Origin of the sequence: Bradyrhizobium sp. HKCCYLRH2015 (assembly GCF_051168215.1) — a bacterium.
In the GTDB taxonomy this organism is placed as follows: domain Bacteria; phylum Pseudomonadota; class Alphaproteobacteria; order Rhizobiales; family Xanthobacteraceae; genus Bradyrhizobium.
The window spans coordinates 52,566-75,734 of the sequence record NZ_JBNPUO010000002.1; the positions used below are offsets into that span (position 1 = coordinate 52,566).

General features: G+C 65.4%; 22 protein-coding genes. 16 read left to right on the forward strand and 6 right to left on the reverse strand.

Annotated features, from left to right (window positions below):
- Positions 1-155: 155 nt before the first annotated feature.
- Positions 156-830, forward strand: a complete 675-nt coding sequence (locus tag ACQR1H_RS04340; protein ID WP_434873604.1) for a TetR/AcrR family transcriptional regulator — start codon at positions 156-158, stop codon at positions 828-830.
- A 96-nt stretch (positions 831-926) separates the two neighbouring features.
- The gene (locus ACQR1H_RS04345) at positions 927-2,540 is read left to right on the forward strand and encodes a glycosyltransferase family 87 protein (RefSeq protein WP_434873603.1); all 1,614 of its coding nucleotides are present in this window, start codon (positions 927-929) and stop codon (positions 2,538-2,540) included.
- Between the two features lie 7 nt (positions 2,541-2,547).
- Here the strand turns inward: ACQR1H_RS04345 and pyk are convergent, their stop codons facing one another.
- Positions 2,548-3,984: a pyruvate kinase gene (gene pyk, locus ACQR1H_RS04350; protein WP_434873602.1), complete on the reverse strand. Its 1,437-nt coding sequence runs from the start codon at positions 3,982-3,984 to the stop codon at positions 2,548-2,550.
- The gene (locus tag ACQR1H_RS04355; protein WP_315802598.1) at positions 3,981-4,577 is read right to left on the reverse strand and encodes a DUF1036 domain-containing protein; all 597 of its coding nucleotides are present in this window, start codon (positions 4,575-4,577) and stop codon (positions 3,981-3,983) included. Before ACQR1H_RS04355 ends, pyk begins: the two co-directional genes overlap by 4 nt.
- Before the next feature lie 200 nt (positions 4,578-4,777).
- On the opposite strand from ACQR1H_RS04355, the gene ACQR1H_RS04360 reads away from it, so the two are divergent.
- Positions 4,778-5,074 carry a DUF1244 domain-containing protein gene (locus ACQR1H_RS04360; protein ID WP_316179843.1) on the forward strand — a complete coding sequence of 99 codons (297 nt, stop codon included), beginning with the start codon at positions 4,778-4,780 and terminating at the stop codon, positions 5,072-5,074.
- Positions 5,075-5,326: 252 nt separating this feature from the next.
- Complete coding sequence (locus ACQR1H_RS04365) at positions 5,327-5,602, forward strand: DUF2312 domain-containing protein (protein WP_008961835.1); 276 nt, start codon at positions 5,327-5,329, stop codon at positions 5,600-5,602.
- Between the two features lie 165 nt (positions 5,603-5,767).
- Here the strand turns inward: ACQR1H_RS04365 and ACQR1H_RS04370 are convergent, their stop codons facing one another.
- The 3 genes from ACQR1H_RS04370 to ACQR1H_RS04380 all read right to left on the reverse strand — a co-directional run bounded on the left by ACQR1H_RS04370 (position 5,768) and on the right by ACQR1H_RS04380 (position 11,630).
- On the reverse strand, positions 5,768-7,408 hold the full coding sequence (locus ACQR1H_RS04370) for a DUF882 domain-containing protein (RefSeq protein WP_315802600.1): 1,641 nt from the start codon (positions 7,406-7,408) through the stop codon (positions 5,768-5,770).
- 269 nt (positions 7,409-7,677) lie between these two features.
- On the reverse strand, positions 7,678-9,750 hold the full coding sequence (locus ACQR1H_RS04375; RefSeq protein ID WP_434873637.1) for a L,D-transpeptidase family protein: 2,073 nt from the start codon (positions 9,748-9,750) through the stop codon (positions 7,678-7,680).
- Positions 9,751-10,136: 386 nt separating this feature from the next.
- On the reverse strand, positions 10,137-11,630 hold the full coding sequence (locus tag ACQR1H_RS04380) for a sigma-54-dependent transcriptional regulator (RefSeq protein ID WP_434873601.1): 1,494 nt from the start codon (positions 11,628-11,630) through the stop codon (positions 10,137-10,139).
- Positions 11,631-11,750: 120 nt separating this feature from the next.
- Here ACQR1H_RS04380 and ACQR1H_RS04385 point away from each other — a divergent pair, with 120 nt between their 5' ends.
- The 12 genes from ACQR1H_RS04385 (at position 11,751) to ACQR1H_RS04440 (ending at position 22,625) form a co-directional block, all read left to right on the forward strand.
- The gene (locus tag ACQR1H_RS04385; protein WP_434907209.1) at positions 11,751-13,733 is read left to right on the forward strand and encodes a M3 family oligoendopeptidase; all 1,983 of its coding nucleotides are present in this window, start codon (positions 11,751-11,753) and stop codon (positions 13,731-13,733) included.
- An 84-nt stretch (positions 13,734-13,817) separates the two neighbouring features.
- Complete coding sequence (locus ACQR1H_RS04390) at positions 13,818-14,042, forward strand: AbrB/MazE/SpoVT family DNA-binding domain-containing protein (RefSeq protein ID WP_315802603.1); 225 nt, start codon at positions 13,818-13,820, stop codon at positions 14,040-14,042.
- Complete coding sequence (locus tag ACQR1H_RS04395) at positions 14,039-14,434, forward strand: type II toxin-antitoxin system death-on-curing family toxin (RefSeq protein ID WP_434884651.1); 396 nt, start codon at positions 14,039-14,041, stop codon at positions 14,432-14,434. The genes ACQR1H_RS04390 and ACQR1H_RS04395 overlap by 4 nt, the downstream gene beginning before the upstream one ends.
- Before the next feature lie 106 nt (positions 14,435-14,540).
- Positions 14,541-14,693, forward strand: a complete 153-nt coding sequence (locus ACQR1H_RS04400; RefSeq protein ID WP_315736334.1) for an aa3-type cytochrome c oxidase subunit IV — start codon at positions 14,541-14,543, stop codon at positions 14,691-14,693.
- Between the two features lie 131 nt (positions 14,694-14,824).
- Complete coding sequence (locus ACQR1H_RS04405) at positions 14,825-15,952, forward strand: Re/Si-specific NAD(P)(+) transhydrogenase subunit alpha (RefSeq protein ID WP_315753919.1); 1,128 nt, start codon at positions 14,825-14,827, stop codon at positions 15,950-15,952.
- 11 nt (positions 15,953-15,963) lie between these two features.
- Complete coding sequence (locus tag ACQR1H_RS04410; RefSeq protein WP_284420324.1) at positions 15,964-16,281, forward strand: proton-translocating transhydrogenase family protein; 318 nt, start codon at positions 15,964-15,966, stop codon at positions 16,279-16,281.
- Positions 16,282-16,326: 45 nt separating this feature from the next.
- A complete protein-coding gene (locus ACQR1H_RS04415; RefSeq protein ID WP_315736336.1) occupies positions 16,327-17,724 on the forward strand; it encodes an NAD(P)(+) transhydrogenase (Re/Si-specific) subunit beta in 1,398 nt (465 codons plus the stop codon).
- A gap of 18 nt (positions 17,725-17,742) precedes the next feature.
- Positions 17,743-18,543: an alpha/beta hydrolase gene (locus ACQR1H_RS04420; protein ID WP_434907210.1), complete on the forward strand. Its 801-nt coding sequence runs from the start codon at positions 17,743-17,745 to the stop codon at positions 18,541-18,543.
- A 97-nt stretch (positions 18,544-18,640) separates the two neighbouring features.
- Positions 18,641-19,975, forward strand: a complete 1,335-nt coding sequence (locus tag ACQR1H_RS04425; RefSeq protein ID WP_434907211.1) for a sodium:proton antiporter — start codon at positions 18,641-18,643, stop codon at positions 19,973-19,975.
- Positions 19,976-20,092: 117 nt separating this feature from the next.
- Positions 20,093-21,190 (forward strand): calcium:proton antiporter, encoded by a 1,098-nt coding sequence (locus ACQR1H_RS04430; RefSeq protein WP_434907212.1) that lies wholly within the window; start codon positions 20,093-20,095, stop codon positions 21,188-21,190.
- 15 nt (positions 21,191-21,205) lie between these two features.
- The gene (locus ACQR1H_RS04435; protein ID WP_315717559.1) at positions 21,206-21,490 is read left to right on the forward strand and encodes a cupin domain-containing protein; all 285 of its coding nucleotides are present in this window, start codon (positions 21,206-21,208) and stop codon (positions 21,488-21,490) included.
- Positions 21,491-21,716: 226 nt separating this feature from the next.
- Positions 21,717-22,625 carry a hypothetical protein gene (locus tag ACQR1H_RS04440; protein WP_316217932.1) on the forward strand — a complete coding sequence of 303 codons (909 nt, stop codon included), beginning with the start codon at positions 21,717-21,719 and terminating at the stop codon, positions 22,623-22,625.
- 222 nt (positions 22,626-22,847) lie between these two features.
- Here the strand turns inward: ACQR1H_RS04440 and rpsU are convergent, their stop codons facing one another.
- Positions 22,848-23,150, reverse strand: coding sequence for a 30S ribosomal protein S21 (rpsU, locus tag ACQR1H_RS04445; RefSeq protein WP_011924350.1), 303 nt, complete (start codon positions 23,148-23,150; stop codon positions 22,848-22,850).
- Positions 23,151-23,169 lie beyond the last annotated feature (19 nt).

The window sequence follows — 23,169 nt, forward strand, 5'->3', positions numbered from 1 at the left end:
CTCCGGTCGGGGCCGGGCAGGGTCATGATTTCCCTTGTCTTCCTTCGTGAACAAGTGTTCAGTTCTTCCCACCTTTTGTGAGGTCGATCCTCCAAAAACACTGAACCAGCGTTCGCCGGGTGCCCTGGACGAGCGCGTCCGGGACGAGAAACGCCATGGTCTATCGGCGAACCCATCAGGTCGTGAAGCGGCTGGCGGCCCGCCGCAGCGCGATTTTGGCTGCCGCACGTGAGACCGCCGCCGAAGGCGGCATGTCGGCCGTCCAGATCGCCCCGGTGGCGGTCCGGGCCAATGTCGCAGCCGGCACCGTCTATCGCTACTTTCCCTCGAAGGCCGATCTGATCTCGGAGCTGATCGCGGAGGTCTCGCGCGACGAGCTCGCCGCCGTCCGGCGCGCCGCCGATGCCGCGCCCGGTCCATCCTCGGCGCTGGCTGCCGCGGTATCCACGGTCGCAGTGCACGTCCTGTCGCAGCGCAAGCTCGCCTGGGGCATCCTGGCCGAGCCCGTCGACGTCGACGTGACGGCGTCACGGATCGCGAGCCGCCGCGAGATCGTCGGCGAGATCGCCTCGCGGATCGACGCGGCCGTCCGTGCCGGCCACCTTCCGGCGCAGGAAACCCAGTTGGCCGCGACCGCGCTGCTCGGCGCGCTGCATGAGGCGCTGGTGGGGCCGCTGGCGACGGAGAATCCCGACGACCCTGCCAAACTCCGCGACACCGTTCAGGCGGTCACCCTGCTGGCGCTGCGCGCGGTCGGCGTCATGGACGCGCGTGCGCGCGGTCTCGTCGTGCAGGCCGTGCTGCCGGTCAGGAGCCTGGTCGGCGCGTAGTCCGCGCTTAAGCAAGGATTCACCCGGCGCGGCGATGGTGAGGCTGGCGTGCCGCGAGAGCACCGCCTTGCCCCACTCCAGGTGCCTCCTCGGACGATGTCGATTGCACGCAACCCTCTGGCGACGCGCCTCGTCATCGCCGGATCGGCCGCCGCCGGCGCCGTCTATGCGTATCTGGCCGGCGAGGACATCAACTGGGACTGGCAGAACTATCACGACTATGCCGGCTTCGCGCTGCTGCATGGCCGCTTCGATGTCGATGTGGCGCCCGGCGGCTTTCAGAGCTTCCTCAATCCGCTGATCTATGTGTTGCCCTATGCCGTCCGCCACGGGCTCGATGCGCCGTGGTGGGGCGTCGCGCTGGGCGCGCTGCACGGCCTCAATCTCGCGCTGGTCTACTGGGTCGCGCGCGTGTTGCTCGGGCGCCTGGCGGACGCGTTCACGCTCAGCGCGGCGATCCTCATCGCGGCCCTCAGTCCGATGGCGCTGTCCGAGGTCGGTACCAGCTTCGCCGACATTCTCACGACCCTTCCGATCCTTGCCGGCATCGCGCTGATCTTCGGGGAGCACGATGAGCGCGGTCGCCGTTTCGTCGCCGCTGGCCTGCTGATCGGCGCGGCCACGGGATTGAAGCTCACCAATGCGACGTTTCTGGTCGGAGCCGGCGTGTCACTGCTGTTGGTGGCGCGGCCGTGGCGCGCGATCGCCGCGTTCGGAGCGGGCAGTGCGGCCGGCGTGATCGTGACCGCGGGGCTGTGGGCGCTGAAGATGACGCGCGACTACGGCAGCCCGCTGTTTCCGTTCTACAACACGATCTTCCGGTCGCCCGAAGCGCCGCTCGCCTCGATCGTCGATACGCGCTTCATGCCGCAGGGCCTGCTCGATGCGCTCGCCTATCCGTTCTACTGGGTGATCGGCAAGCATCCCTCGTCGGAATGGCCGTTTCGCGATCCGCGCTTCGCCGTCGTCATCGTGCTGCTCGTCGCGCTGATCGTCACCGGCCTGTGGCAGCGGCGCGAGGTGCTGCCGCTGCGCGAGCGGCGGCTCCTGATCTTCTTCTGGCTCAGCTACGTCCTGTGGATGCTGGCCTTCTCGATCCAGCGCTATCTGATGCCGCTCGAGCTGTTGTCGGCGCCGCTGATCGTCCTGCTGCTCATCCGCCTGATTGAGTCCTGGCAGGCGGGCTCTGGCTTGGACGTGTCACCGCCGCGGCGGATGACGCAGGCCGTCGCGGTGATGGCCGCGCTCGGCATCGCGCTGGCATCGCAGCCGACCGACTGGATGCGGCGGCCGTGGTCGGATCCCTACCGGCCGCAGCTCGCGGCCAGCCTGCAACGTCCGGCGACATTCCTGCTGCTGCAGAAGCCGCTCGGCTACGTCACGTCGTTCCTGCCCCAGGGCTCGCGCGTCTATCAGTTGTCGGAGCTCGTCGTGCCGATCGTGCCCGGCGGCGTGCTCGATCGCCGCGTTCGCAACGGCCTGGCCGATCCGTTGCCGGGCGGCGTCTGGGCGCTGTATTTCTCCAACAGCCCGGAGGACAACCCGCCGCGGCTCGCGGCGCTCGCGGACTACAACCTTGAGATCGATGCGTCGCGCGGCTGTGAGCGCATTCCCGGCGCCGCCGGCATTGCGATCGAGGCGTGTCCGGTGATTGCGCGGGTCAAGGCGCCGTCAACGGCCGGACTGGGATCGATCGAAACGACCCAATAGGCTCGTCTCAGATATGGGCGTCGCTCGACGGCCCGACATAGGCGATCCGCACCATGTTCGTGGTGCCGGGTGTGCCGAGCGGCACGCCGGCGACGATGATGACGCGCTGCCCGGCGCGGACGAAGCCGTCGCGGAAGGCGATCGAGCCGGCGCGCTCGACCATGTCGTCCTGGTCGCGCGCGTCCTCGGCCACCACGCAGTGCACGCCCCACACGACCGACAAGCGGCGCCCGGTCGCCAGGTTGGGCGTGATCGCGACCACCGGCGGCTTCGGCCGCTCGCGCGCGACGCGGATGGCGGTGGAACCTGACGAGGTCCAGCAGATGATGGTGGGCAGATCGAGATTCTCCGCAATCTGCCGCGCGGCTTCGGCGATGGCGTCGCCCGCGGTCGATTCGGGCTCGGGGCGCTGGGCCGCGATCACGGAGCGGTAGACCACGTCGCGCTCGACCTCCTCGCCGATGCGGTTCATGGTCGAGACCGCCTCGACCGGATATTTGCCGGCGGCCGATTCGGCCGACAACATGATGGCGTCGGCGCCTTCATAGACCGCGGTGGCGACATCGGAGACCTCGGCGCGGGTCGGCACCGGCGACTGGATCATCGATTCCAGCATCTGCGTCGCCACCACCACCGGCTTGCCGGCGCGGCGCGCCAGCCGCGTCATCTGCTTCTGCAGTCCGGGCACACGCTCCAGCGGCAGCTCGACGCCGAGATCGCCGCGCGCCACCATCAAGGCATCGGAGACGTCGACAATGTCGTTGAGCCGGTCGATCGCCTGCGGCTTCTCGATCTTGGACATCACGGCGGCGCGGCCGCGGATGATCTTCTTGGCTTCCAGCACGTCGTCGGCGCGCTGCACGAAGGACAGCGCGATCCAGTCGATGCCGATGTTCAAGGCGGCGTCGAGGTCGGCGCGGTCCTTCGGCGTCATCGCCGACACCGGCAGGTCGGTGTCCGGCAGGCTCACGCCCTTGCGGTCGGACATCCTGCCGCCGATCACGACCCGGGTGACGGCGCGGGTCGGCGAGGTCTCCTCGGCGATCAGCCGCACCTTGCCGTCATCCAGCAGCAGCGCATGTCCGGGCTGCAGGGCGGCCAGGATTTCCGGATGCGGCAGGTGGACCCGCGTCGCATCGCCCGGCGTCTTGTCGGAATCGAGCACGAAGCTCTGGCCATTGTTGAGCTGAACCGGGCCCTCGACGAAGGTGCCGAGCCTGAGCTTCGGGCCCTGGAGATCGACCAGAATGCCGATCGGGCGGCCGTAGCTCGCCTCGACGCTGCGGATCGTGGCCACCAGCTCCCGCAACTTGTCGTGCGGGGTGTGGCTCATGTTGATCCGGAAAATGTCCGCCCCGGCCTCGAACAGCTTGCGAATCATCGCGCTGTCCGAGGAGGCGGGACCGAGCGTGGCGAGGATCTTGATGCGTCGCAGCCGCCTCATGGCTTGGGTGCTTGCCCTGGCGGCAGGGCCGGCGCGGCCGCCGGCGGCGTGCCCTGCGGCCCATTCGGCAGACCGGGGACGTTGCCTCCGGGTCCAAGCGTGCCGGGAATTCCAGGCACGCGCTGCTGCGCCGGCTGCTCGTTGGCCTCGGTGAGCTGTACCGTCCAGGCGCGCTGGTCGCCGGTGTCGACTTCGAAGAAGCCGGTGCGGTCGAAGCCGCGGGCCAGGCAATTGTCGGTGCCCTTGATCGTGAATTCCTTGTCACGCGAGCACATGAAGGCCTGTCCCGACCATTCGCCGCCGCGGTCATAGTCCAGCGCATAGATGTAATAATAGCGCGCCACCAGCGTGCCCTTGAGCAGCGTCTCGCAGCTGCGTGACGACACGTTCCACCAGCCTTCGGTGGTCCAGCCTTCGGAGTCCTTGTAGCCGAGGGCGATCCCGACCCGGCTTGAGGTGTTGTTGCAGAGCCGAAAATCGGCGGCCGCAGGGGAGGACCACAGACAGAGCGCGGCCAGCCCAAGCAGCGAAAGCAGTCCGTAACCGGGGCGGAAGGGATTGCGATGCAGGAGAGAGGAGATTTTCGGGATCATTGCGCGACGCTATATCAACCGTTGAACGATGTCGCTGGGCTTGGCTGCGGCTGTCAACGCCACGACGATCTCGTGCGAAGCCGCTGCGATCGAGCGCCTCGCTCCTCCTGACGGTGCTGCGATATGGCCAAATCCGCGACGAAGCCTCATTATATAGCAGACATCCGTCACGGCGCGGAACAGGGAACAAAGAGATGACGATGGACAGCACCACCCGGACCGAGCTCGAAGCCGCCGCCTTTCGCCGGCTTGTCGAGCATCTGCGGACGAGAACCGACGTTCAGAACATCGATCTGATGAATCTGGCAGGCTTCTGCCGCAACTGTCTCTCCAACTGGCTGAAGGACGCCGCCGACGCCCAGGGAGCGCCAATGACCAGGGACGAGAGCCGCGAGGCGGTCTATGGCATGCCCTACGAGGAATGGAAGGCGAAACACCAGCGTGAGGCCAGCGCCGAGCAGCGCGAAGCCTTCAAGAAGTCGCATCCGGGCCACTGATCAGACGCGCAGGAGCCGCGCTGTCCGGCGCGGCAATGTGCGAATCGGGTGCTGCGCGGGATGGCGACGAAACACAAGTGGCGCGAGCGGCTTGCGCAGGCTTGACGCTGCGCAGGCCAACAAGGTGTGGGCGCTCTGTGGATGAGGTCGATGCCGCCTTGACGCAGGGCACGCCAGATTTGAGGGTCGCGGCGAACACGTAGCGCCCTTTGGCGCCTTCCTTGGACACAGAGTTCCACTCAGGAGTATCAGATGGCCACCTCCGCCGCCGCGAAGGACGACGACTCGCCCGCGACCCGCTTTGCCGTAGACCAGCTCAAGTCGATCATCGAGCGGATCGAGCGTCTCGAGGAGGAGAAGAAGGCGATCTCCGAAGACATCAAGGACGTCTACGCCGAAAGCAAGGGCAATGGCTTCGACGTCAAGGCGCTGCGCACGATCATCCGGCTGCGCAAGCAGGACCCGAACGAGCGCCAGGAAGAGGAAAGCATCCTCGAGACCTATATGCAGGCGCTCGGAATGATCTGAGCAGCAGGCCTCGCTCACCTGCAGGAGATCTCCGCTGCCCCTGACGGGGCATTCGCTTTCTCCCGATCCGGCTCGGCTTGCCGGCGGCATGCGCATGTTGCGGCGATCGACGCCGCACTCCAACCTGTCGATGCTGAGGAGAACGACTAGCAGGCCGCCGCGGCGTCAGCGCAAGGCTGCCGCGCGCATGGCGAAGGATTTGGTTTCGAGCTTGATGATCGCCGGCCCCGTGAACTGGTCGTAGCTCAGTCCCGGCGTCGGCTCGGCGGCGAAGCTCATCGCCAGCGCGACCTGCGGCTTGACGAAATAGCTGCGCATCACGGTGAGGTCCACGTCGCCCATTTTCGTCACGGACATCGAGGATGAAGCGCTCGGCGTCAGCATGATGGCCCGCATCCAGGTCGAATCGGGACCCTTGGCCGCCGAGATCCGCGTCGCCATCGTGATGGCGCCGTCCTGACCTTGCCCGTTCTTCGCGGCCTCCGGCACCGGCGCGACGCTGCGGGTCGCCGGGCGGGCATTTCGCACCGGGATGACGGTCGTGGAGGCGGCATTGGCGCGATCGAGCGGAGAGGAGGCCGGGGGCGCGAAGGCCATGGCCTGCATCAGGCTCGCGGTCTGCTGCTGATCGATCGACGACAGCGCACGGCGCGCCGTGATCGCGGCAACCTGCTCGGGGGTGGCCTGCTTCGGCGTGCCGGGATTGTCACCCCAGAAGCCGCGCGAATTGATGATGTCGGCGACGCTCTGCGGCGCGCCGTCCCTGGATCTGCTGCCGACGGCGCCCGTCGTTTCGGACTTCGTCTCCGGCTTGGTCGCCACGGGCTGAGCTGCAGATTGCGCATCCGCGGAGGCCAACTGCAGGGCGTTGACGATCTTGCCACGCGCGGTGGCGGCTTTGCTGTCCACCGATCGCTCGGCGGTCCGGCTGTCCTTGTCGGAGTTCTTGTCAGCCGGCTTGGCGGCGAGTGCCGCGGTTTGAACCGGCTTGGCGTCGGCCTTGCTCTCGCTCTCGCCCGACTCCTCGTCATCCTCGCTCGGACGACCGCGGAACAGCCGTGCAAACAGGTTGGGGCTGGACGACGTGTCATCGCCATTGCCGCGCTTCTCGATCTCGGCCTTGGCCAGCTCATAGCCCTTGAGCGGAACGCCGTTGCTCGGCACGTGAACGGTCTTGCCGTCGGGGAACACGCGGGCGAGCTGCTCGGCGGTCATGCGCGGCCAGTGGCGGATGTTGCCGGTGTCGAGATGGACGAAGGGCGAGCCGGAGGTCGGGTAGAAGCCGACGCCGCCGCGCTGCAGGCGCAGGCCGGCAAAGCGGATCTGCTCCAGCGGCACGCCAGGGATGTAGAAGTCCATCGCATGGCCGAGCATGTGCTGGCTGTGGCGGGCCACCCCGGAATGCGCCGAGCGCCGGCGCAGCATCGAGTTGGTGGCGGGCGACCGGTACGACGAGATGATCTGGATCGGCTGCTTGGCGTCGACGTCGCGATAGACTTCCCAGAGGATGTCGAACAGGCGGCGGTCCATGACCGTCTCGTCCTGGGTACGCCAGTCGCGCAGGAAATGGTTGAGCTTCTTCAGCGCGTCTTCGTCGTAGCGGCCTTCGCGCTTGAAGGTGACCGTGAGATCTTCGCCGGAATGGGTATGGTGGAAGGAGAGAGTCTTGGTCTCGTTCAGTGCAGCGGCGTCATGCACCGAGCCGGCGCCCAGCACCAGGAGCAGTGCCGCCAGTCCGTATTGGCATCCAGCCTTCCAGCCCGCTCTCGTGAGCGAAACAGATTGGCGCGCGAAAACAGACAGCAAGATGCAGCCCACCCCGTCGACGAGCGTTTACTCGAATACCCTCTTGCGGCCCGTCCGGCGGAAGAGAGAGGAAACGCTTACCTAAGGCGGGATGGTTAAGGGATACTCACCGACCCGCCCCCCAATTACCCTTAACATATACTCTTGAGTGTGGCGAAAAAGAGCCATCGAATCTTGGTTGATCATTGTGGTTAACCTAAAGCAAAGGCCCCGCCGATCGGCGAGGCCTTTGATCTCAAAATGGAATTTGACCGTGATCGGCGGCCTGATCAGCGGGTGAAGACCCGCCGGGCAGGGCGGCCGACCGGCGCCGGCGGCGTCGGCGCGCCGCCGCCGCCAAACAGCCGCTCGAAGAAGTTCGGGCCGGAGGAGAAGCTGTTGTCGCTGAGGCTGACCGAGTTCGGCAGCGGCCCCTTCGGACGCGCGTAGTTCGGCTGGGCATGGGCGACGACGTTCTCGAGATCCTTGCCGCGGCTGTTCTTCAGGATCGCGATCATGGTGGCGTCGCGGCCATAGATGTCCTTGCGGAATTGCAGCTTGCCGGCATCGTCGACGAAGGCGGTCTGGTAGGTGATGTTGACCGGAATCGGCGTCGGGAATTTCAGGTCGATCTCGCTCCGGCCGTACATGCTGCGGATGCGCTCGGGCGTGTAGCGCTCGCCGGGCATGGTGATGTTGAGCAGGACCGACGCGTACTGATCCGGATACTGCACGCGCATGCAGCCATGGCTGAAGGCGCGCTCGTCACGGGCGAACAGGTTCTTGTCCGGCGTGTCGTGCTGATAGACCAGGAACTTGTTCGGGAAGTTGAAGCGGATGCGGCCGAGCGCGTTGGCCTCGCCCGGCGGCTGCGAGATGTGGATCGAGCCGTCGCGCGCGCGCTCCAGCCGGAGCCCCATGCGGTCGAGCACCGTCGGATCCTGCTGCAGGGCCGGCAGATACTCGTTGTAGATGATCGACGGCGGCACGTTCCAAGTCGGATTGACCGTGATGAACTTCATCGTCTCGCTGAGCAGCGGCGTCGCATGCTGCCCGGGCTTGCCGGTCACCACGCGGGTGCTCCACACCTGCGCGCCGTGCTGCATCACCTTCAGCGTGTAGTCGGGGATGTTGAGGATCACATAGGCGTCGCCGATGCCGGGGGCGCCGAGGTCGCGCGGCAGCCAGCGCCAGCGCTCCATGTTGACGAGGACCGTATCGATCTGCTTATCGCGCTTGGGCGTGTTCAGCGCCTTCACGGTGCGGTCGTCGAGCACTCCGGTCGGCTTGAGGTCGACGCTCTCCTGGAACTTGCGGACGGCGGCGGCGACCTTGGCGTCGTAGCGGATGTCGTCGGCATTCTCGGTGAGACCGAGCTTGGCGCGCAGCTTCGGCACGCGCGGGTCAGACATCTGCGCCTCGGCCTCCGGCGCATTCTTGCCGCGGGCAGGCGTGTATTTCAGCGGCTGGCCTTCGTCGATGATCACGGGCGCGCCGTCGGTGACGCCGCGCAGCTCGGCGAGCTTGGCCTTCAAGAGCTTGTAGAGCTTGTGCGGAGGGTTGTAGCTCTCGAGCGCCGCCGAGGCGTCCTTGGCGCCGGTGACGTTGGCCAGCACCTCGTTGGGGTCGACCGGATGCTCGGGATACTGGATGTCCGCCGAGACCTGCGACCAGTGCATGCGGCCGCTCTGCGCCTGGCGCGCGTAGTCCATCATGCTCTCGGTGAGCCTGAGATCAGCCTCCGCGAGTGCGTCCGGTGCGGAGGCTGCGGCTGCGAAGTCCGGCACCGGATAGTCGCCGGGATTGAGGCCATCGGCTGCTGCATCCTTGAGACGGGCGATGACGCCCTTCGCGGCGGCGGTCAGGTTGCCGCCCTGGGTCCAGACGGGCGCATAGTCGCGGCCGGTGTAGAACTTCTCGACGGCGGCGCGCTCGGCCTTGCGGTCGAAATACTTCGTCGCCTTGGTCGCCATCAGGTCGCGCAGACGGTCGGCAACGGGCTGGTCGGCGGCGGGAACGGTGCTGGCCGCCTTGACCGGCTCCGGGGCTGTCGCGGTGGCAGGAGCCGCTGCGGGCGGCGTGGCGACGGTCTTGGTGGGATCGGCCGCAGGCGCCGCCGCAGAGTCGACCGGCTTGACCGTGGTCTCGGGCGCCTTGACCTGCTCGGGCGACACGGTTGCGGTGGTGTCGGATTTGGTGGTGTCGAGTTTGAAGTCACTGGCGGTCGGCGGCGGCACGTTGGCCGGCTCGGGGAACGGGATCGCCGCATCGATGGCCAGCTCGGCCGCGCTGTTGCGGGGCGGATCGCTCTGGGCGAAAGCAGAGGTCGAGGACACCGCGAGGAAGGTCGCCGCGACAGCCATGAGCACGCGGTCATATCCGCCACGGGTGGTCACACAATCTCGCATCGTCAATCCCTCGGATGATCTGTCCCGGCTGGAACAGGTGTAACAAGGTCGATCCGCCAGCTTCGGCGTAGGTACCGCCGGTGAGGATGGCTCACGTCTGCACGCAATGATTCACGCCCAAACGATACTCAAGCCCCACTTCTGCGGCCAGCGCCACACGGGACAACTCACGACAAACTGACTCTTGGGAAACCCCGGCCAAACCGATCGTGCGTTTGTGCCACGCGTTATTTCCTTTGTCTGTCACCGCAAGGCAACGGTTCAGATGTTCCATTGTTGCCAAGACTTGCGGCCTTTTTCGGACGACAGCCGAGCGCGACCATGGTGAGCATCCGCGCGGCTCAGCCGAGCGGCGGGCTTTCCGTTGCGGGCGTCTCGCCATTGGCTTCGTCGAGCTTGCGGTAGAGCGTCGAGCGTCCGATTTTGAGGCGGCGCGCCACCTCCGACATCTGGCCGCGGTAATGGGCGATGGCGAAGCGGATGATCTCATGCTCCATCTCCTCGAGCGGCCGCACCTCGCCGCTCGCGGTGAGCAGCGGCAGGAACCCATGCGAGGGCAGAGGGGCAATGGGTACTTCACTACCCGGTACCATCGCAGGCAGGGGAGGAACAGGCCGCTCCACGGTGAGGGCCGGCGCAGGCTCCACCGGCGGCGCGTGGGTGGGAATCAGCGGAAAATCGGCCACGCCGAGCTGGTCGCTCTCGCCCATGACGACGGCGCGGTAGACCGCGTTTTCCAACTGGCGGATGTTACCGGGCCAGTCGAGCTTGGTCAGATAGGCGACGGCCTCGCCGGTGATGCCCGAAATGGCGCGGTTCTCCTCGGCCGCAAACCGCGCGAGGAAATGCCGCAACAGATGCGGGATGTCCTCGCGGCGGGTGCGCAGCGGCGGAATGGTCAGCGGCAGCACATGCAGCCGGTAGAACAGATCCTCGCGAAAATGTCCTTCCTTGACGCGGTCGAGCAGCCTGCGATTGGTCGCCGAGATGATGCGCACGTCGACCTTGACCGGCTTGCGGCCGCCGACGGCCTCGACGGCGCCCTCCTGGAGGGCGCGCAGCAGCTTGACCTGGGCGGTGAGCGGCAGCTCCGAGACCTCGTCGAGGAACAGCGTACCGCCATGGGCTTCGACGAACTTGCCCATGTGACGCTCGGTCGCGCCGGTGAATGCGCCCTTCTCGTGACCGAACAGGATCGATTCCACCAGATTGTCCGGAATCGCGCCGCAATTGACGGCGACGAACGGCTTCGTCTTGCGCTCGCTGGTGCCGTGGATGGCGCGGGCGAACAGCTCCTTGCCGACCCCCGATTCGCCTTCGATCAGCACGGGAATCGACGAGGCCGCGGCCTTCTCCGCGATGCGCAGGATCGGCGCCATCGCCTCGGCGCGGGTGATGATGTCGGCGAAGGTCAGGCGGCCTTCGCGGCTGTGCCGGATGCGCTGCAATTCGCCCTTCAGGGCCGAGGTATTGAGCGCATTGCGCAAGGAGACCTGGAGCCGCTCGATGCCGACCGGCTTGACGACGAAGTCCTGCGCGCCGGCGCGCATCGCGGAGACCACGTTGTCGATGCCGCCATGCGCGGTCTGCACGATCACGGGTACGGAGATCCCGATCTCGCGCATCTTCGAGAGCACGCCCATGCCGTCGAGGCCGGGCATCACGAGGTCGAGCACGATGGCGTCGATGGGGCCGGCGTCAGGATTGGTCAGCTTCTCGATGACGGCGTCGCCGGTCTCGACGACGACCGCCTCGTAGCCGCATTTCTGCACCATGTTCTCCACCAGCCGGCGCTGGACCGGATCATCATCGGCAATCAAAATGCTGGCAGCCATGGCTTTCCTTGCACGCTACGACTATCTGTCTCGAATCGGGGCACTCTCGCCGACGCCGATTAACGCAACCTTAAACCTCGCTGATCGGGATAAACGTTCGAACAACAGGTTACCCATCCGATGACCTCGCGCGCCTCTTCTGCCCTTCGCAAGCCGACCAAAGCTGCTCCTCCGCCCAAAGCCGCGTCAAAGACTGCCAAGGCCAAACCGGCCAAGACGTCCGTCGTCAAGACGCCGTCGAAGCCGGCGGCCGCCAAGGCCAAGCGTGGCGCGACGGCCAAATCATCTGCAAAGCCGGCGAAGAAGGTGGTCGCGGCCAAGACCGGAATCGGAACGCTGCCCGAATGGAATCTCGGCGATCTCTATATGGGCATCGACGCGCCTGAGATCGCTCACGATCTCGCGAAGATGGATGCCGAATGCGTCGCGTTTGAGACCGACTACAAGGGCAAGCTCGCCGAGCATGTGGCGCGCGAGGATGGCGGCGAATGGCTCGCAGAAGCCGTGCGGCGCTACGAGGCGATTGACGATCTTGCCGGACGGCTCGGCTCGTTCGCCGGTCTCGCGCATGCCGGCGACAGCGTCGATCCGGCGATCTCCAAATTCTACGGCGACATCTCGGAGCGGCTGACGGCCGCGTCGACGCATCTGCTGTTCTTTCCGCTCGAGCTCAACCGCATCGACGACGCCGTTATCACGCGTGCGATGGAGACGCCCGCGCTCGGTCACTACCGGTCATGGATCGAGGACCTGCGCAAGGACAAGCCGTATCAGCTCGAGGATCGCGTCGAGCAGCTATTCCACGAGAAGTCGCAGACCGGCTATTCGGCCTGGAACCGGCTGTTCGACCAGACCATCGCCGGTCTGCGGTTTCAGGTCGGGGCCAAGGAGCTCGCGATCGAGCCGACCTTGAACTTCCTGCAGGACCGTGACGGCGCCAAGCGCAAGGCCGCCGCCGAGGCGCTGGCCAAGACCTTCAAGGCCAATGAGCGAACCTTCGCGCTGATCACCAACACGCTCGCCAAGGACAAGGACATCTCCGACCGCTGGCGCGGTTTCCAGGATGTGGCGGATTCGCGCCATCTGAACAATCGCGTCGAGCGCGAGGTGGTCGATGCGCTCGTGGCCTCGGTGCGCGCGGCCTATCCAAAACTGTCGCATCGCTACTACCAGCTCAAGGCGCGCTGGTTCAAAAAGAAGAAGCTCGCGCATTGGGACCGCAACGCGCCGCTGCCGTTCGCCGCCAATGCCACCATCGCGTGGCCGGAGGCGAAGAGCATGGTGCTGACGGCCTATCGCGGCTTCTCGCCGGAGATGGCCGACATCGCCCAGCGCTTCTTCGATCACAGCTGGATCGATGCGCCGGTGCGCCCGGGCAAGGCGCCGGGCGCGTTCTCGCATCCGACCACGCCCTCGGCGCATCCCTATGTGCTGATGAACTACCAGGGCAAGCCGCGCGACGTGATGACGCTCGCGCATGAGCTCGGCCATGGCGTGCACCAGGTGCTGGCGGCCAGGAACGGCGCGCTGATGGCGCCGACGCCGCTGACGCTCGCCGAGACCGCGAGCGTGTTCGGCGAGATGCTGACCTTCAAGCGGCTATTGTCGGAGACCAAGGATGCCAAGCAGCGCCAGGCGCTGCTCGCCGGCAAGGTCGAGGATATGATCAACACGGTGGTGCGGCAGATCGCGTTCTATTCGTTCGAGCGCGCGGTTCATACCGAGCGCAAGAATGGCGAACTGACCGCGGAGCGGCTCGGCCAGATCTGGCTCTCGGTGCAGACCGAGAGCCTCGGCGAGGCGATCGAGATCAAGCCGGGCTACGAGAACTTCTGGATGTATATCCCGCACTTCATCCATTCGCCGTTCTACGTCTACGCCTATGCGTTCGGCGACTGCCTCGTGAACTCGCTCTATGCCGTCTATGAGCACGCCGCCGACGGCTTCGCCGAGCGCTATCTGGCGATGCTGTCCGCCGGCGGAACGAAGCACTATTCGGAGCTGCTCGCCCCATTCGGGCTGGACGCCAAGGACCCCAGGTTCTGGGACGGCGGCCTGTCGGTCATCGCCGGCATGATCGACGAGCTGGAGGCGATGGGGTAGGGCTGTTAAACATTTGTTGAACGGCAGAAAGGGGTGCGTTATACGTCTGTATAACACGCCCCTTTCTCGCTACCGGACCTCACCATGAAGATCGAGATCAAGAAGATCGGCAATTCCGATGGCCTGTTGCTGCCGCGCGAGTTGATGCAGCGGCTCGATCTCAAGCGCGGCCAGCAATTGCATATCGTGGAACTGCCCGGGGGCGGATTCCAGGCGCTCCCCTACGATCCGGATTTCGAGCGGACGATGGAGATCGCCGACGACATTATGGACGAGTACCGCGACACCCTTGCCGCGCTCGCCAAATGAGCGACCAGCAAGAGCCGCTTTGGATCACCTACGAGCAGGCGATCGCGATTCACGCCCGTCAGTTGCGCCGCTTCGGCGGCGCGCCAGGACTGCGCGAACAAGGAATGCTGCGGTCGGCGTTGGAGCGTCCGGTCAACAAATGGAGCTATGAGCAGGCGACGCTGCCGGAGCTTGCCGCGGCCTACGCATTCGGGCTCGCCAAGAACCACGCCTTCGTCGACGGCAACAAGCGCATCGCGTTCATGGCGATGATGACGTTTCTGCGCAGAAACGAAATCGCGTTCGCGCCCGACCCTGCGCAGGCAACTGCCATGATCCTCGCCCTCGCCGCCGGCGAGGTTAGCGAGGCCAGCCTGACGCGCTGGATCCGTGACAATTGGCCTGGCCAATAGCCCGATCGGAAAAACCGATAAATTCGCCTTGCATGCCAGCCGTTGCCCTTGCATCGGCTTTGAGGTATGCGACCTTAACAAAGCAATTTTTCTTTGGGGGACCCCGATGGCAAACCATGGCGAGATCGCCTACTCGACGGCTGACGGCAACGACTACGTGGCGCATGAGGCCACCTATGAGGGCTTCATCAAGCTGGTGAAGTACGGCACGATCAGCGTCGCTCTCATCGTCATCTTGATGGCTATTTTCCTCGCTTAATGTCGCTATGGGCCTGCCGGCATCTCCGCCGGCGGGCCTTCAGCTGACTGGCCGGGCCGATCCGCCGTCATGCTGAAGCCATGGACGTCCCGCCCTTTTAAGCTCGCGCGCGCATTCGCGCCGGAGGCCTCATGAAGATTGCCGTCGCCAAGGAAATCGACCCGTTGGAGCCGCGGGTCGCCGCCTCTCCCGACACGGTGAAGAAGTTCAAGGCGTTGGGTGCCGAGATCGCGGTCGAGCCCGGCGCCGGCATCAAGTCCGGCCTGCCGGATTCGGAATTCACGGCGGCAGGCGCAACCGTCAGCGCCGACGCGCTGAAGGACGCCGACATCATCATCAAGGTGAAGCGGCCGGAAGCCTCCGAACTCGCCAACTATCGGCGCGGCGCCTTGGTGTTCGCGATCATGGATCCCTACGGCAACGATGCCGCGCTCAAGGCGATGGCCGATGCCGGCATTGCCTCGTTCGCGATGGAACTGATGCCGCGCATCACCCGCGCCCAGGTGATGGACGTGCTGTCGAGCCAGGCGAACCTCGCCGGCTACCGCGCCGTGATCGAGGGCGCCGAGGCGTTCGGTCGCGCCTTCCCGATGATGATGACCGCGGCCGGCACCGTGCCGGCGACCAAGGTCTTCGTGATGGGCGTCGGCGTCGCCGGCCTGCAGGCCATCGCAACCGCGCGCCGGCTCGGCGCCATGGTCTCCGCCACCGACGTGCGCCCCGCCACCAAGGAGCAGGTGGAGAGCCTCGGCGCCAAATTCCTGGCGGTCGAGGACGAGGAGTTCAAGAACGCGCAGACGGCCGGTGGCTATGCCAAGGAGATGTCCAAGGAGTACCAGGCCAAGCAGGCGGCGCTGACGGCGGAACACATCAAGAAGCAGGACGTCATCATCACCACTGCGCTGATTCCCGGCCGTCCGGCGCCGCGCCTCGTCACCATGGAGATGGTGAAGTCGATGCGCCCTGGCTCGGTCCTGGTCGACCTTGCGGTCGAGCGTGGCGGCAATGTCGAGGGCGTCAAGCTCGGCGAGACCGTCGAGATCGACGGCGTCAAGATCATCGGCTACCCCAATCTCGCCGGCCGGGTCGCAGCGTCCGCCTCCGGTCTCTACGCCCGCAACCTGTTCTCCTTCATCGAGACGATGATCGATAAGAAGGAAAAGACACTGGCGGTGAACTGGGACGACGAGCTGGTCAAGGCCACGGCTTTGACAAAGGATGGCGCCATCGTCCACCCGAACTTCCAGCCGAAGGCCTAAGGAGCAGAGCCATGGAACATGTCGTCCAAGCCGTCGACCCCTTCGTCTTCCGGCTGTCGATCTTCGTGCTGGCAGTGTTCGTCGGCTACTTCGTGGTGTGGTCGGTGACGCCGGCCCTGCACACGCCGCTGATGTCGGTCACCAATGCGATCTCCTCGGTGATCGTCGTCGGCGCGCTGCTGGCGGTCGGCGTTCCCATGCTGTCGAGCGGCAGTGGTCTGGCGCGAGCGTTCGGCTTCATCGCGCTGATCTTCGCCTGCGTGAACATCTTCGGCGGCTTCCTCGTCACCCAGCGCATGCTGGCGATGTACAAGAAGAAGTCCAAGTAACAACGCCGCACGACGCGGGATGACAGGCACAACGGGGCATCTGCAATGAACGCCAATCTGTCGGCACTCCTTTATCTCGTGGCAGGTGTGCTGTTCATCCTGTCTCTTCGCGGGCTGTCGAGCCCGGCCTCCAGCCGGCAAGGCAACTTCTTCGGCATGGCCGGCATGGCGATTGCGGTCGCCACCACGCTGGCTGGGCATCCACCGGCGGATGCGATCGCCTGGATCCTCGTGATCCTCGGCGTTGCGATCGGCGGCGGCATCGGCGCAGTCATTGCGCGCCGGGTGCCGATGACGTCGATGCCCGAGCTCGTCGCCGCCTTCCATTCGCTGGTCGGCATGGCCGCGGTGCTGGTCGCCGCCGGCGCGTTCTTCGCGCCGGAAGCGTTCGACATCGGCACGCCCGGCAACATCCATCCGCAGAGCCTGGTCGAGATGTCGCTCGGCGTCGCCATCGGCGCGCTGACCTTCACCGGTTCGGTCATTGCCTTCCTCAAGCTGTCCGCGCGGATGAGCGGCGCGCCGATCATTCTGCCGGCGCGTCACATCATCAACATCGCGCTCGCCGTGGCGCTGGTCTTCTTCGTGGTCCGCCTGGTGATGACGGGCGGCGGCTTCGACTTCCTGATGGTGACGCTGCTGGCGCTGGCGCTCGGCGTGCTCATGATCATCCCGATCGGTGGCGCCGACATGCCGGTCGTGATCTCGATGCTGAACTCCTACTCCGGCTGGGCGGCCGCGGGCATCGGCTTCACGCTCGGTAATTCGGCGCTGATCATCACCGGCGCATTGGTCGGCTCGTCCGGTGCGATCCTGTCCTACATCATGTGCCATGCGATGAACCGGTCCTTCATCTCGGTCATCCTCGGCGGATTCGGCGGTGAGACCGCAGCGGCCGGCGGTGGCACCGGCGAGCAGAAGCCGGCCAAGCTCGGCTCGGCCGACGATGCCGCCTTCATCATGAAGAACGCCTCGAAGGTGATCATCGTGCCCGGCTACGGCATGGCGGTCGCCCAGGCGCAGCACGCGCTGCGCGAGATGGCCGACACGCTGAAGAAGGAAGGCGTCGAGGTGAAATACGCGATTCATCCGGTCGCTGGCCGCATGCCCGGCCACATGAACGTGCTGCTCGCCGAAGCCAACGTTCCCTATGACGAGGTGTTCGAGCTCGAGGACATCAACTCGGAATTCGCCCAGGCCGACGTCGCCTTCGTGATCGGCGCCAACGACGTCACCAATCCGGCGGCCGAGGAGGACAAGTCCTCGCCGATCTACGGCATGCCGGTGCTGCAGGTCTGGAAGGCCGGCACCGTGATGTTCATCAAGCGCTCGCTGGCGTCGGGCTATGCCGGCATCGACAATCCGCTGTTCTACCGCGACAACACGATGATGCTGCTCGGCGACGCCAAGAAGATGACCGAGAACATCGTCAAGGGCATGTAGCCGGCGGCATCGGGAGCCATGACGTTTCTGAAATGGCTCCTGATCGTCGTGGCGGCGGTCTACGGCATCGTGCTTGCGGCCCTATTCGTCCGCCAGCGTGCAGTGCTGTTCCCCATTCCGCCGGTGGGCCGCACGGCACCGGCTGCAGCCGGGTTTCCTCAGGCTGAGGAGCATGTGCTGACCTCGGTCGATGGCGAGAGGGTCATCGTCTGGCATGTGCCGGCGAAGCCTGGCCACAAGGTCGTTCTGTACTTCCCGGGCAATGGCGATTTTCTCGCGGGCGTGGTGTCGCGCTTCAAGGCGCTCACGGCCGACGGCACCGGTCTCGTTGCGCTGTCCTATCGCGGCTATGCGGGGTCCAGCGGCAGTCCCAGTGAGCACGGGCTGCTGCAAGATGCCGCAGCCGCCTATGCGTTCACGACACATCGCTACGAGGCGGGCCGGATCGTCGCCTGGGGCTTTTCCCTCGGCAGCGGTGTCGCCACCGCCGTCGCGGCGGGGCATCCGATCTCCAAGTTGATCCTCGAAGCCCCTTATACGTCGACAGTGGACGTCGCCTCCGCGATGCTCAGGGTCGTCCCGGTCAGCCTGCTGATGCTCGACCGCTTCCCTTCCGACCAGCGCATCGCCAATGTGCATGTGCCGCTGCTGATCATGCACGGCGAAAGGGATCCGGCGATTTCGATCCGCTTCGGGGAACGATTGTTCGCACTTGCGCATGACCCCAAGCGCTTCGTACGGTTTCCCAACGGCGGACACAATGACCTGGATCTTTTCGGTGCGACTGAGACGGCCAAGAGCTTCATCGACGGCCTGTAACGTTCATCGATCGCGGTGGCCGGCTCTCCTCGGGATCGTCCTGCTCTTTGGCGGCCTGCCAGTGCAGGCCCATGCCGCCGCCCTGAACGGCGCTGCAATGACCTGGCCGTTCGCGCTGCCATTCGCGGGACTGCTGTTGTCGATCGCGCTCGGGCCGTTGCTGTTTGCCAGGTTCTGGCATCATCACTACGGAAAGATTGCCGCGGCATGGGCCTTGGTGGCGTTGGCGGCGTTGACCTGGAATGCAGGGCTTGGCACGGCGCTCGCCGCCTTCGTCCACGCGCTGCTCGCCGAATATCTCAGCTTCATCGTGCTGCTGTTCGCCCTCTATACGGTCGCCGGCGGCATCCTGGTGACCGGCGACATCAAGGGCACGCCCGCGACCAACACCGCCATCCTGGCGCTCGGCACGATCATCGCGAGCGTCGTCGGCACGACGGGCGCCGCGATGATCCTGGTGCGTCCCCTGATCCGCGCCAATCTGAGCCGGCCGCATAATGTGCACGTGCTGATCTTCTTCATCATTCTGGCCGCCAATGTCGGTGGTGCACTGAGCCCGCTCGGCGATCCGCCACTGTTCGTCGGCTTTCTGCGTGGCGTCGACTTCTTCTGGACGACGCAACACCTCTGGCTGCAGACCGCGATCGTCGCCGGCCTGTTGCTCGTGATCTTTGCCGCGATCGACGCATGGCGCTTCCGTGCCGAGAAGCCTTCGAGCACGGATGGCACGAGCGAGCCGGTTCGTGTTCGCGGGCTCGTCAACGTCGTCCTGATCGCGGCCATCGTCGTCAACACGCTGGTATCGGCGACCTGGAAGCCGGGCATCTCCTTCGACGCCTTCGGCACGCATGTCGAACTTCAGAACCTCGTGCGCGATACCGTTCTCGTGGCGATCGCCGGACTGTCGCTCTGGCTGACGCCGGACGAGCACCGCGAGGCGAACGGGTTCAACTGGGAGCCGATTCGAGAGGTCGCCAAGCTGTTCGCGGCGATCTTCACCGCGATCGTCCCGGTCATCGCCATGCTGAATGCGGGGCGCAGTGGCTCCTTCGGCTGGCTGTTGGATGCCGTGACGACACCCGCCGGGGCACCGCGGGAGGTCGCCTATTTCTGGTTCACCGGTCTGATGTCGGCCTTCCTCGACAATGCCCCGACCTATCTCTTGTTCTTCGAATTGGCGGGCGGCGATCCCAAGGTGCTGATGGGCGAGCTCTCGGGAACGCTGGCGGCGATCTCGATGGGCGCAGTCTACATGGGCGCACTGACCTATATCGGAAATGCGCCGAACTTCATGGTCGCAGCGATCGCCAATGAGCGGGGCATCCAGATGCCGAGCTTCTTCGGCTACATGCTGCGGGCAGGTGCCGTCCTCATTCCGCTGTTCGTGCTGCTGACCGTGCTTCCGATTCATCCGCTGCTCAGTCCGCATTGACCTGATCGACGGCACCTTCAGAGACCGTCCTGGTTGAGACCCTGTCACGGCCGGACCGCGTGACGATCGCCTCGCTGTCGCGCATAGTCGGACAGAACGGATCGAAGGACGCGAATCATGAGCGTGAAGGGCGCAACGCCCGCATCATCGGTGATCTTTCCCGGCTTGGCGGTCGCGCTGGTCGCGATCGTCACGGCGACGCATTATGACTTCACGCCTTCGGCCGCTGGCGTGGTCTTCGCCGCGGTGCTGCTGGTGGTCCTGTTCGGCACGGTGTTCGCGGCCGTGCACCATGCCGAGGTGATCGCGCATGAGATCGGCGAGCCGTTCGGCACGCTGCTCCTGACCCTGGCGGTGACGGTGATCGAGGTGGCGCTGATCGCCACCATCATGCTCGGCGACAAGGCTGCGCCGGCGCTGGCCCGCGACACCGTGTTTGCGGTGGTCATGATCGTGTGCAACGGCTTGGCCGGCATCTGCATCTTCATCGGCGGCCTGCGCTATCGCGAGCAGGACGTGCTGGTCCCCGGTGCCAATCTGTATCTCAGCGTACTGTTCACGATGGCAACCATCACGCTGGTGCTGTCGAATTATACCTTGACGTCGCCAGGTCCGGTGTATTCTGCCGTGCAGATCGCCTTCGTCAGCGTCGTGACGATCCTGCTCTACGCGGTGTTCCTGTATACGCAGACCACCCGCCATCGGGATTATTTCGTCGGGAACTCGGTGGGGTTCGCCGATGACGATGTCAGGCTGCCGCGCGCGAAGCTGTTGCTCAGTGTCGGGCTGCTGCTGGTCGCGCTGCTCGCTGTGGTCCTGCTTGCCAAGAAGTTCTCGCTGGTGGTCGACGCCGGCGTTGCCGCAACGGGTGCGCCGCAGGCGGTCGCAGGCGTGCTCGTGGCGCTGTTGATCCTGCTGCCGGAGAGTGTCGCCGCCCTCTCGGCCGCCCGCGCCAACGACCTGCAGAAGAGCATCAATCTCGCGCTTGGCTCCTCGCTCGCCACCATAGGGCTGACCATCCCGGCAGTGGCGGTCGCCGCCCATGTGCTCGACAAGCAGCTCGTCCTCGGGCTGGACCCGCAGGGAATAGTGCTGCTGGGCCTGACCTTCGTCCTGAGCATGCTGACCTTCGGCACCGGACGGACGAACATCCTGTTCGGGCTGGTGCACATGGTGGTGTTCGCGATATTCCTGTTTCTGCTCTTCGTCCCCTGATTCAAGAGATCCAGCATGCTCAGCGCCCAGTCCGACGTCCAGGTCGATACGCCCGAAGTCCGCGTCACGGAGTGGCGGCTATTGCCCGGCAGTGCCACGGGGCGCCATGTTCATGAGATGGATTACGTGATCGTGCCGGTCACCGCGGGCGAGATGACGATCGTGGCGCCGTCCGGCGAGCGCTCGAAGGCGCAGCTCGCGGTCGGCAAATCCTATTTCCGAAAGGCCGGGGTCGAACACGATGTGCTGAACGAGACCGGTTCCGAGATCGTTTTCCTCGAAGTTGAATTGAAGCCGTAACCAATTGTTTACCGGGATGCCGCTGATTGTGGTATCTTGAGCCGCCGATCCGGAAGCTGTGGCAACACCCTCGGATTGCTGCACGGCTCCGGTTCGAAGGGTTTCAGGAAACGACTTTTCGGCGGTCGCGGCTGCACGGAGTGCAGTCCGCGAGCTCCGGAAGGTGTGGGATGGTCCCTTAATTGTGCCTCAAAGTTCCCGCAAATACCGCGCGGGAGTGGTCAGCATGCTGAAATATCTCACAAAGTTCGCCATGGAGATCATCCCGTCGGTGGTTGCCACCATCATCGGGGCCTACATCGTCAATCACTACATCAACACCAAGCCCGACTCGCCGCCATCGACCATGGCGGCGGTGGCCTCGGCTGCTTATGCCAAGCTCACAGGCTCAAAGAGCGACGCTCCGAAATCCACGGGCAAGGGGACCGACCCTGCCAAGCTGGACGCGAAGGCCGATCCCAAGTCTGACGCCAAGCCGGCGGAAACGTCGAACGAGGTCTCCAGCATTCCCGCTCCCGGCATCAAGGCCAAGGGCGTGTCGGAGAAGTCGCTGGCCGACAAGGCCGCCGAGAAGGCCGTCGAAGTGAAGCCGACCGAAACGGCGAGCCTCCCGGCCGATCCGCAGGCCTCGCGCCATCCTGCATCGTCGAAGGAAAAGCTGATCGTGCGTGGCACTTCGGCCGAGGCCCCAGCGACCCAGCAGGAAGATCGCCGGGATGCTGCCGATCTTGCCCGCGCGGCGATCGAGCGGTTGCGCGCGAGCGAAGGTGCCGGCAAGGCGGCTGCCGAGAAGCCGTCGACCGATGCAGCCCGCGGGGCTGGCGAGGCGCCGCGCGTCGCAACCGCGTTACCTCAGGTGTCGCCGGTTCGTCCGCTGCCGCCTCCGGTGACGGTCTCCGCGCCTCCGGCCGAGCAGGGTTTCATCATGCCGTCGGCCTCGAGCCCGACCTACACGGGATCATTGCAGCCGGACGGGCGCCCGACGCCGCCCGCGGAGATCCCCGTCCAGCAGTTGCGTCCGCTCGACCTGCGTGCCGACAAGTCCGATCCTTCGATCAAGGACCAGATGTCCAACGTGGCGCAGGACATGATGTCGGCGGCGAAGTCGGTGTTCCACTCGGTGCTGCCGAAATAATTGATCGGCATTGCTCTCGAACGAGATCGAGCGGCGGGCCTGCTGGTCCGCCGCTTTTTCTTTGGGGCGTGCCGTGCTCTGCATCGTAGCGACGGGCGGGCACACCGCGGCTGGATCCGGACGCCGGATGGCAGGGAGGCGCGAAATCAAAATGAGGTGCCCAAAACAAAAACGCGAGCCAGAGGCCCGCGCTTCAGACGACGTCAGATCTATCGGGCCAGATCAGCGCGGCGCGCCGGGACGGGCACCTGCGCCCGGACCACGACCAGCACCACGGTCACCGCCGGGGCCAGCGCCAAACACCGGCTTCGGCTTCATCGGCAGCAGGCCTTCACGCTGCAGCTTCTTGCGGGCCAGCTTGCGCGCACGGCGCACGGCTTCGGCCTTCTCGCGGGCTTTCTTCTCGGACGGCTTCTCGTAATGGCCGCGAAGCTTCATCTCGCGGAAAATGCCCTCACGCTGCATCTTCTTCTTGAGCGCCTTGAGGGCTTGATCGACATTGTTATCGCGAACGAGAACCTGCACGCGGCATCCTCTTTCTCAG

Excerpts from the sequence above, each read along its gene's own strand:
- ACQR1H_RS04375 (WP_434873637.1), bottom strand. The coding sequence starts at position 9,750 with ATGGCTGTCGCGGCGACCTTCCTCGCGGTGTCCTCGACCTCTGCTTTC.
- ACQR1H_RS04435 (WP_315717559.1), top strand. The coding sequence starts at position 21,206 with ATGCTCAGCGCCCAGTCCGACGTCCAGGTCGATACGCCCGAAGTCCGC.
- ACQR1H_RS04410 (WP_284420324.1), top strand. The coding sequence starts at position 15,964 with ATGGAACATGTCGTCCAAGCCGTCGACCCCTTCGTCTTCCGGCTGTCG.
- ACQR1H_RS04440 (WP_316217932.1), top strand. The coding sequence starts at position 21,717 with ATGCTGAAATATCTCACAAAGTTCGCCATGGAGATCATCCCGTCGGTG.
- ACQR1H_RS04400 (WP_315736334.1), top strand. The coding sequence starts at position 14,541 with ATGGCAAACCATGGCGAGATCGCCTACTCGACGGCTGACGGCAACGAC.
- ACQR1H_RS04360 (WP_316179843.1), top strand. The coding sequence starts at position 4,778 with ATGGACAGCACCACCCGGACCGAGCTCGAAGCCGCCGCCTTTCGCCGG.
- ACQR1H_RS04415 (WP_315736336.1), top strand. The coding sequence starts at position 16,327 with ATGAACGCCAATCTGTCGGCACTCCTTTATCTCGTGGCAGGTGTGCTG.
- ACQR1H_RS04395 (WP_434884651.1), top strand. The coding sequence starts at position 14,039 with ATGAGCGACCAGCAAGAGCCGCTTTGGATCACCTACGAGCAGGCGATC.
- ACQR1H_RS04405 (WP_315753919.1), top strand. The coding sequence starts at position 14,825 with ATGAAGATTGCCGTCGCCAAGGAAATCGACCCGTTGGAGCCGCGGGTC.
- ACQR1H_RS04430 (WP_434907212.1), top strand. The coding sequence starts at position 20,093 with ATGAGCGTGAAGGGCGCAACGCCCGCATCATCGGTGATCTTTCCCGGC.
- ACQR1H_RS04425 (WP_434907211.1), top strand. The coding sequence starts at position 18,641 with ATGACCTGGCCGTTCGCGCTGCCATTCGCGGGACTGCTGTTGTCGATC.
- ACQR1H_RS04385 (WP_434907209.1), top strand. The coding sequence starts at position 11,751 with ATGACCTCGCGCGCCTCTTCTGCCCTTCGCAAGCCGACCAAAGCTGCT.
- pyk (WP_434873602.1), bottom strand. The coding sequence starts at position 3,984 with ATGAGGCGGCTGCGACGCATCAAGATCCTCGCCACGCTCGGTCCCGCC.
- ACQR1H_RS04365 (WP_008961835.1), top strand. The coding sequence starts at position 5,327 with ATGGCCACCTCCGCCGCCGCGAAGGACGACGACTCGCCCGCGACCCGC.
- ACQR1H_RS04345 (WP_434873603.1), top strand. The coding sequence starts at position 927 with ATGTCGATTGCACGCAACCCTCTGGCGACGCGCCTCGTCATCGCCGGA.
- ACQR1H_RS04420 (WP_434907210.1), top strand. The coding sequence starts at position 17,743 with ATGACGTTTCTGAAATGGCTCCTGATCGTCGTGGCGGCGGTCTACGGC.
- ACQR1H_RS04355 (WP_315802598.1), bottom strand. The coding sequence starts at position 4,577 with ATGATCCCGAAAATCTCCTCTCTCCTGCATCGCAATCCCTTCCGCCCC.
- ACQR1H_RS04390 (WP_315802603.1), top strand. The coding sequence starts at position 13,818 with ATGAAGATCGAGATCAAGAAGATCGGCAATTCCGATGGCCTGTTGCTG.
- ACQR1H_RS04380 (WP_434873601.1), bottom strand. The coding sequence starts at position 11,630 with ATGGCTGCCAGCATTTTGATTGCCGATGATGATCCGGTCCAGCGCCGG.
- ACQR1H_RS04340 (WP_434873604.1), top strand. The coding sequence starts at position 156 with ATGGTCTATCGGCGAACCCATCAGGTCGTGAAGCGGCTGGCGGCCCGC.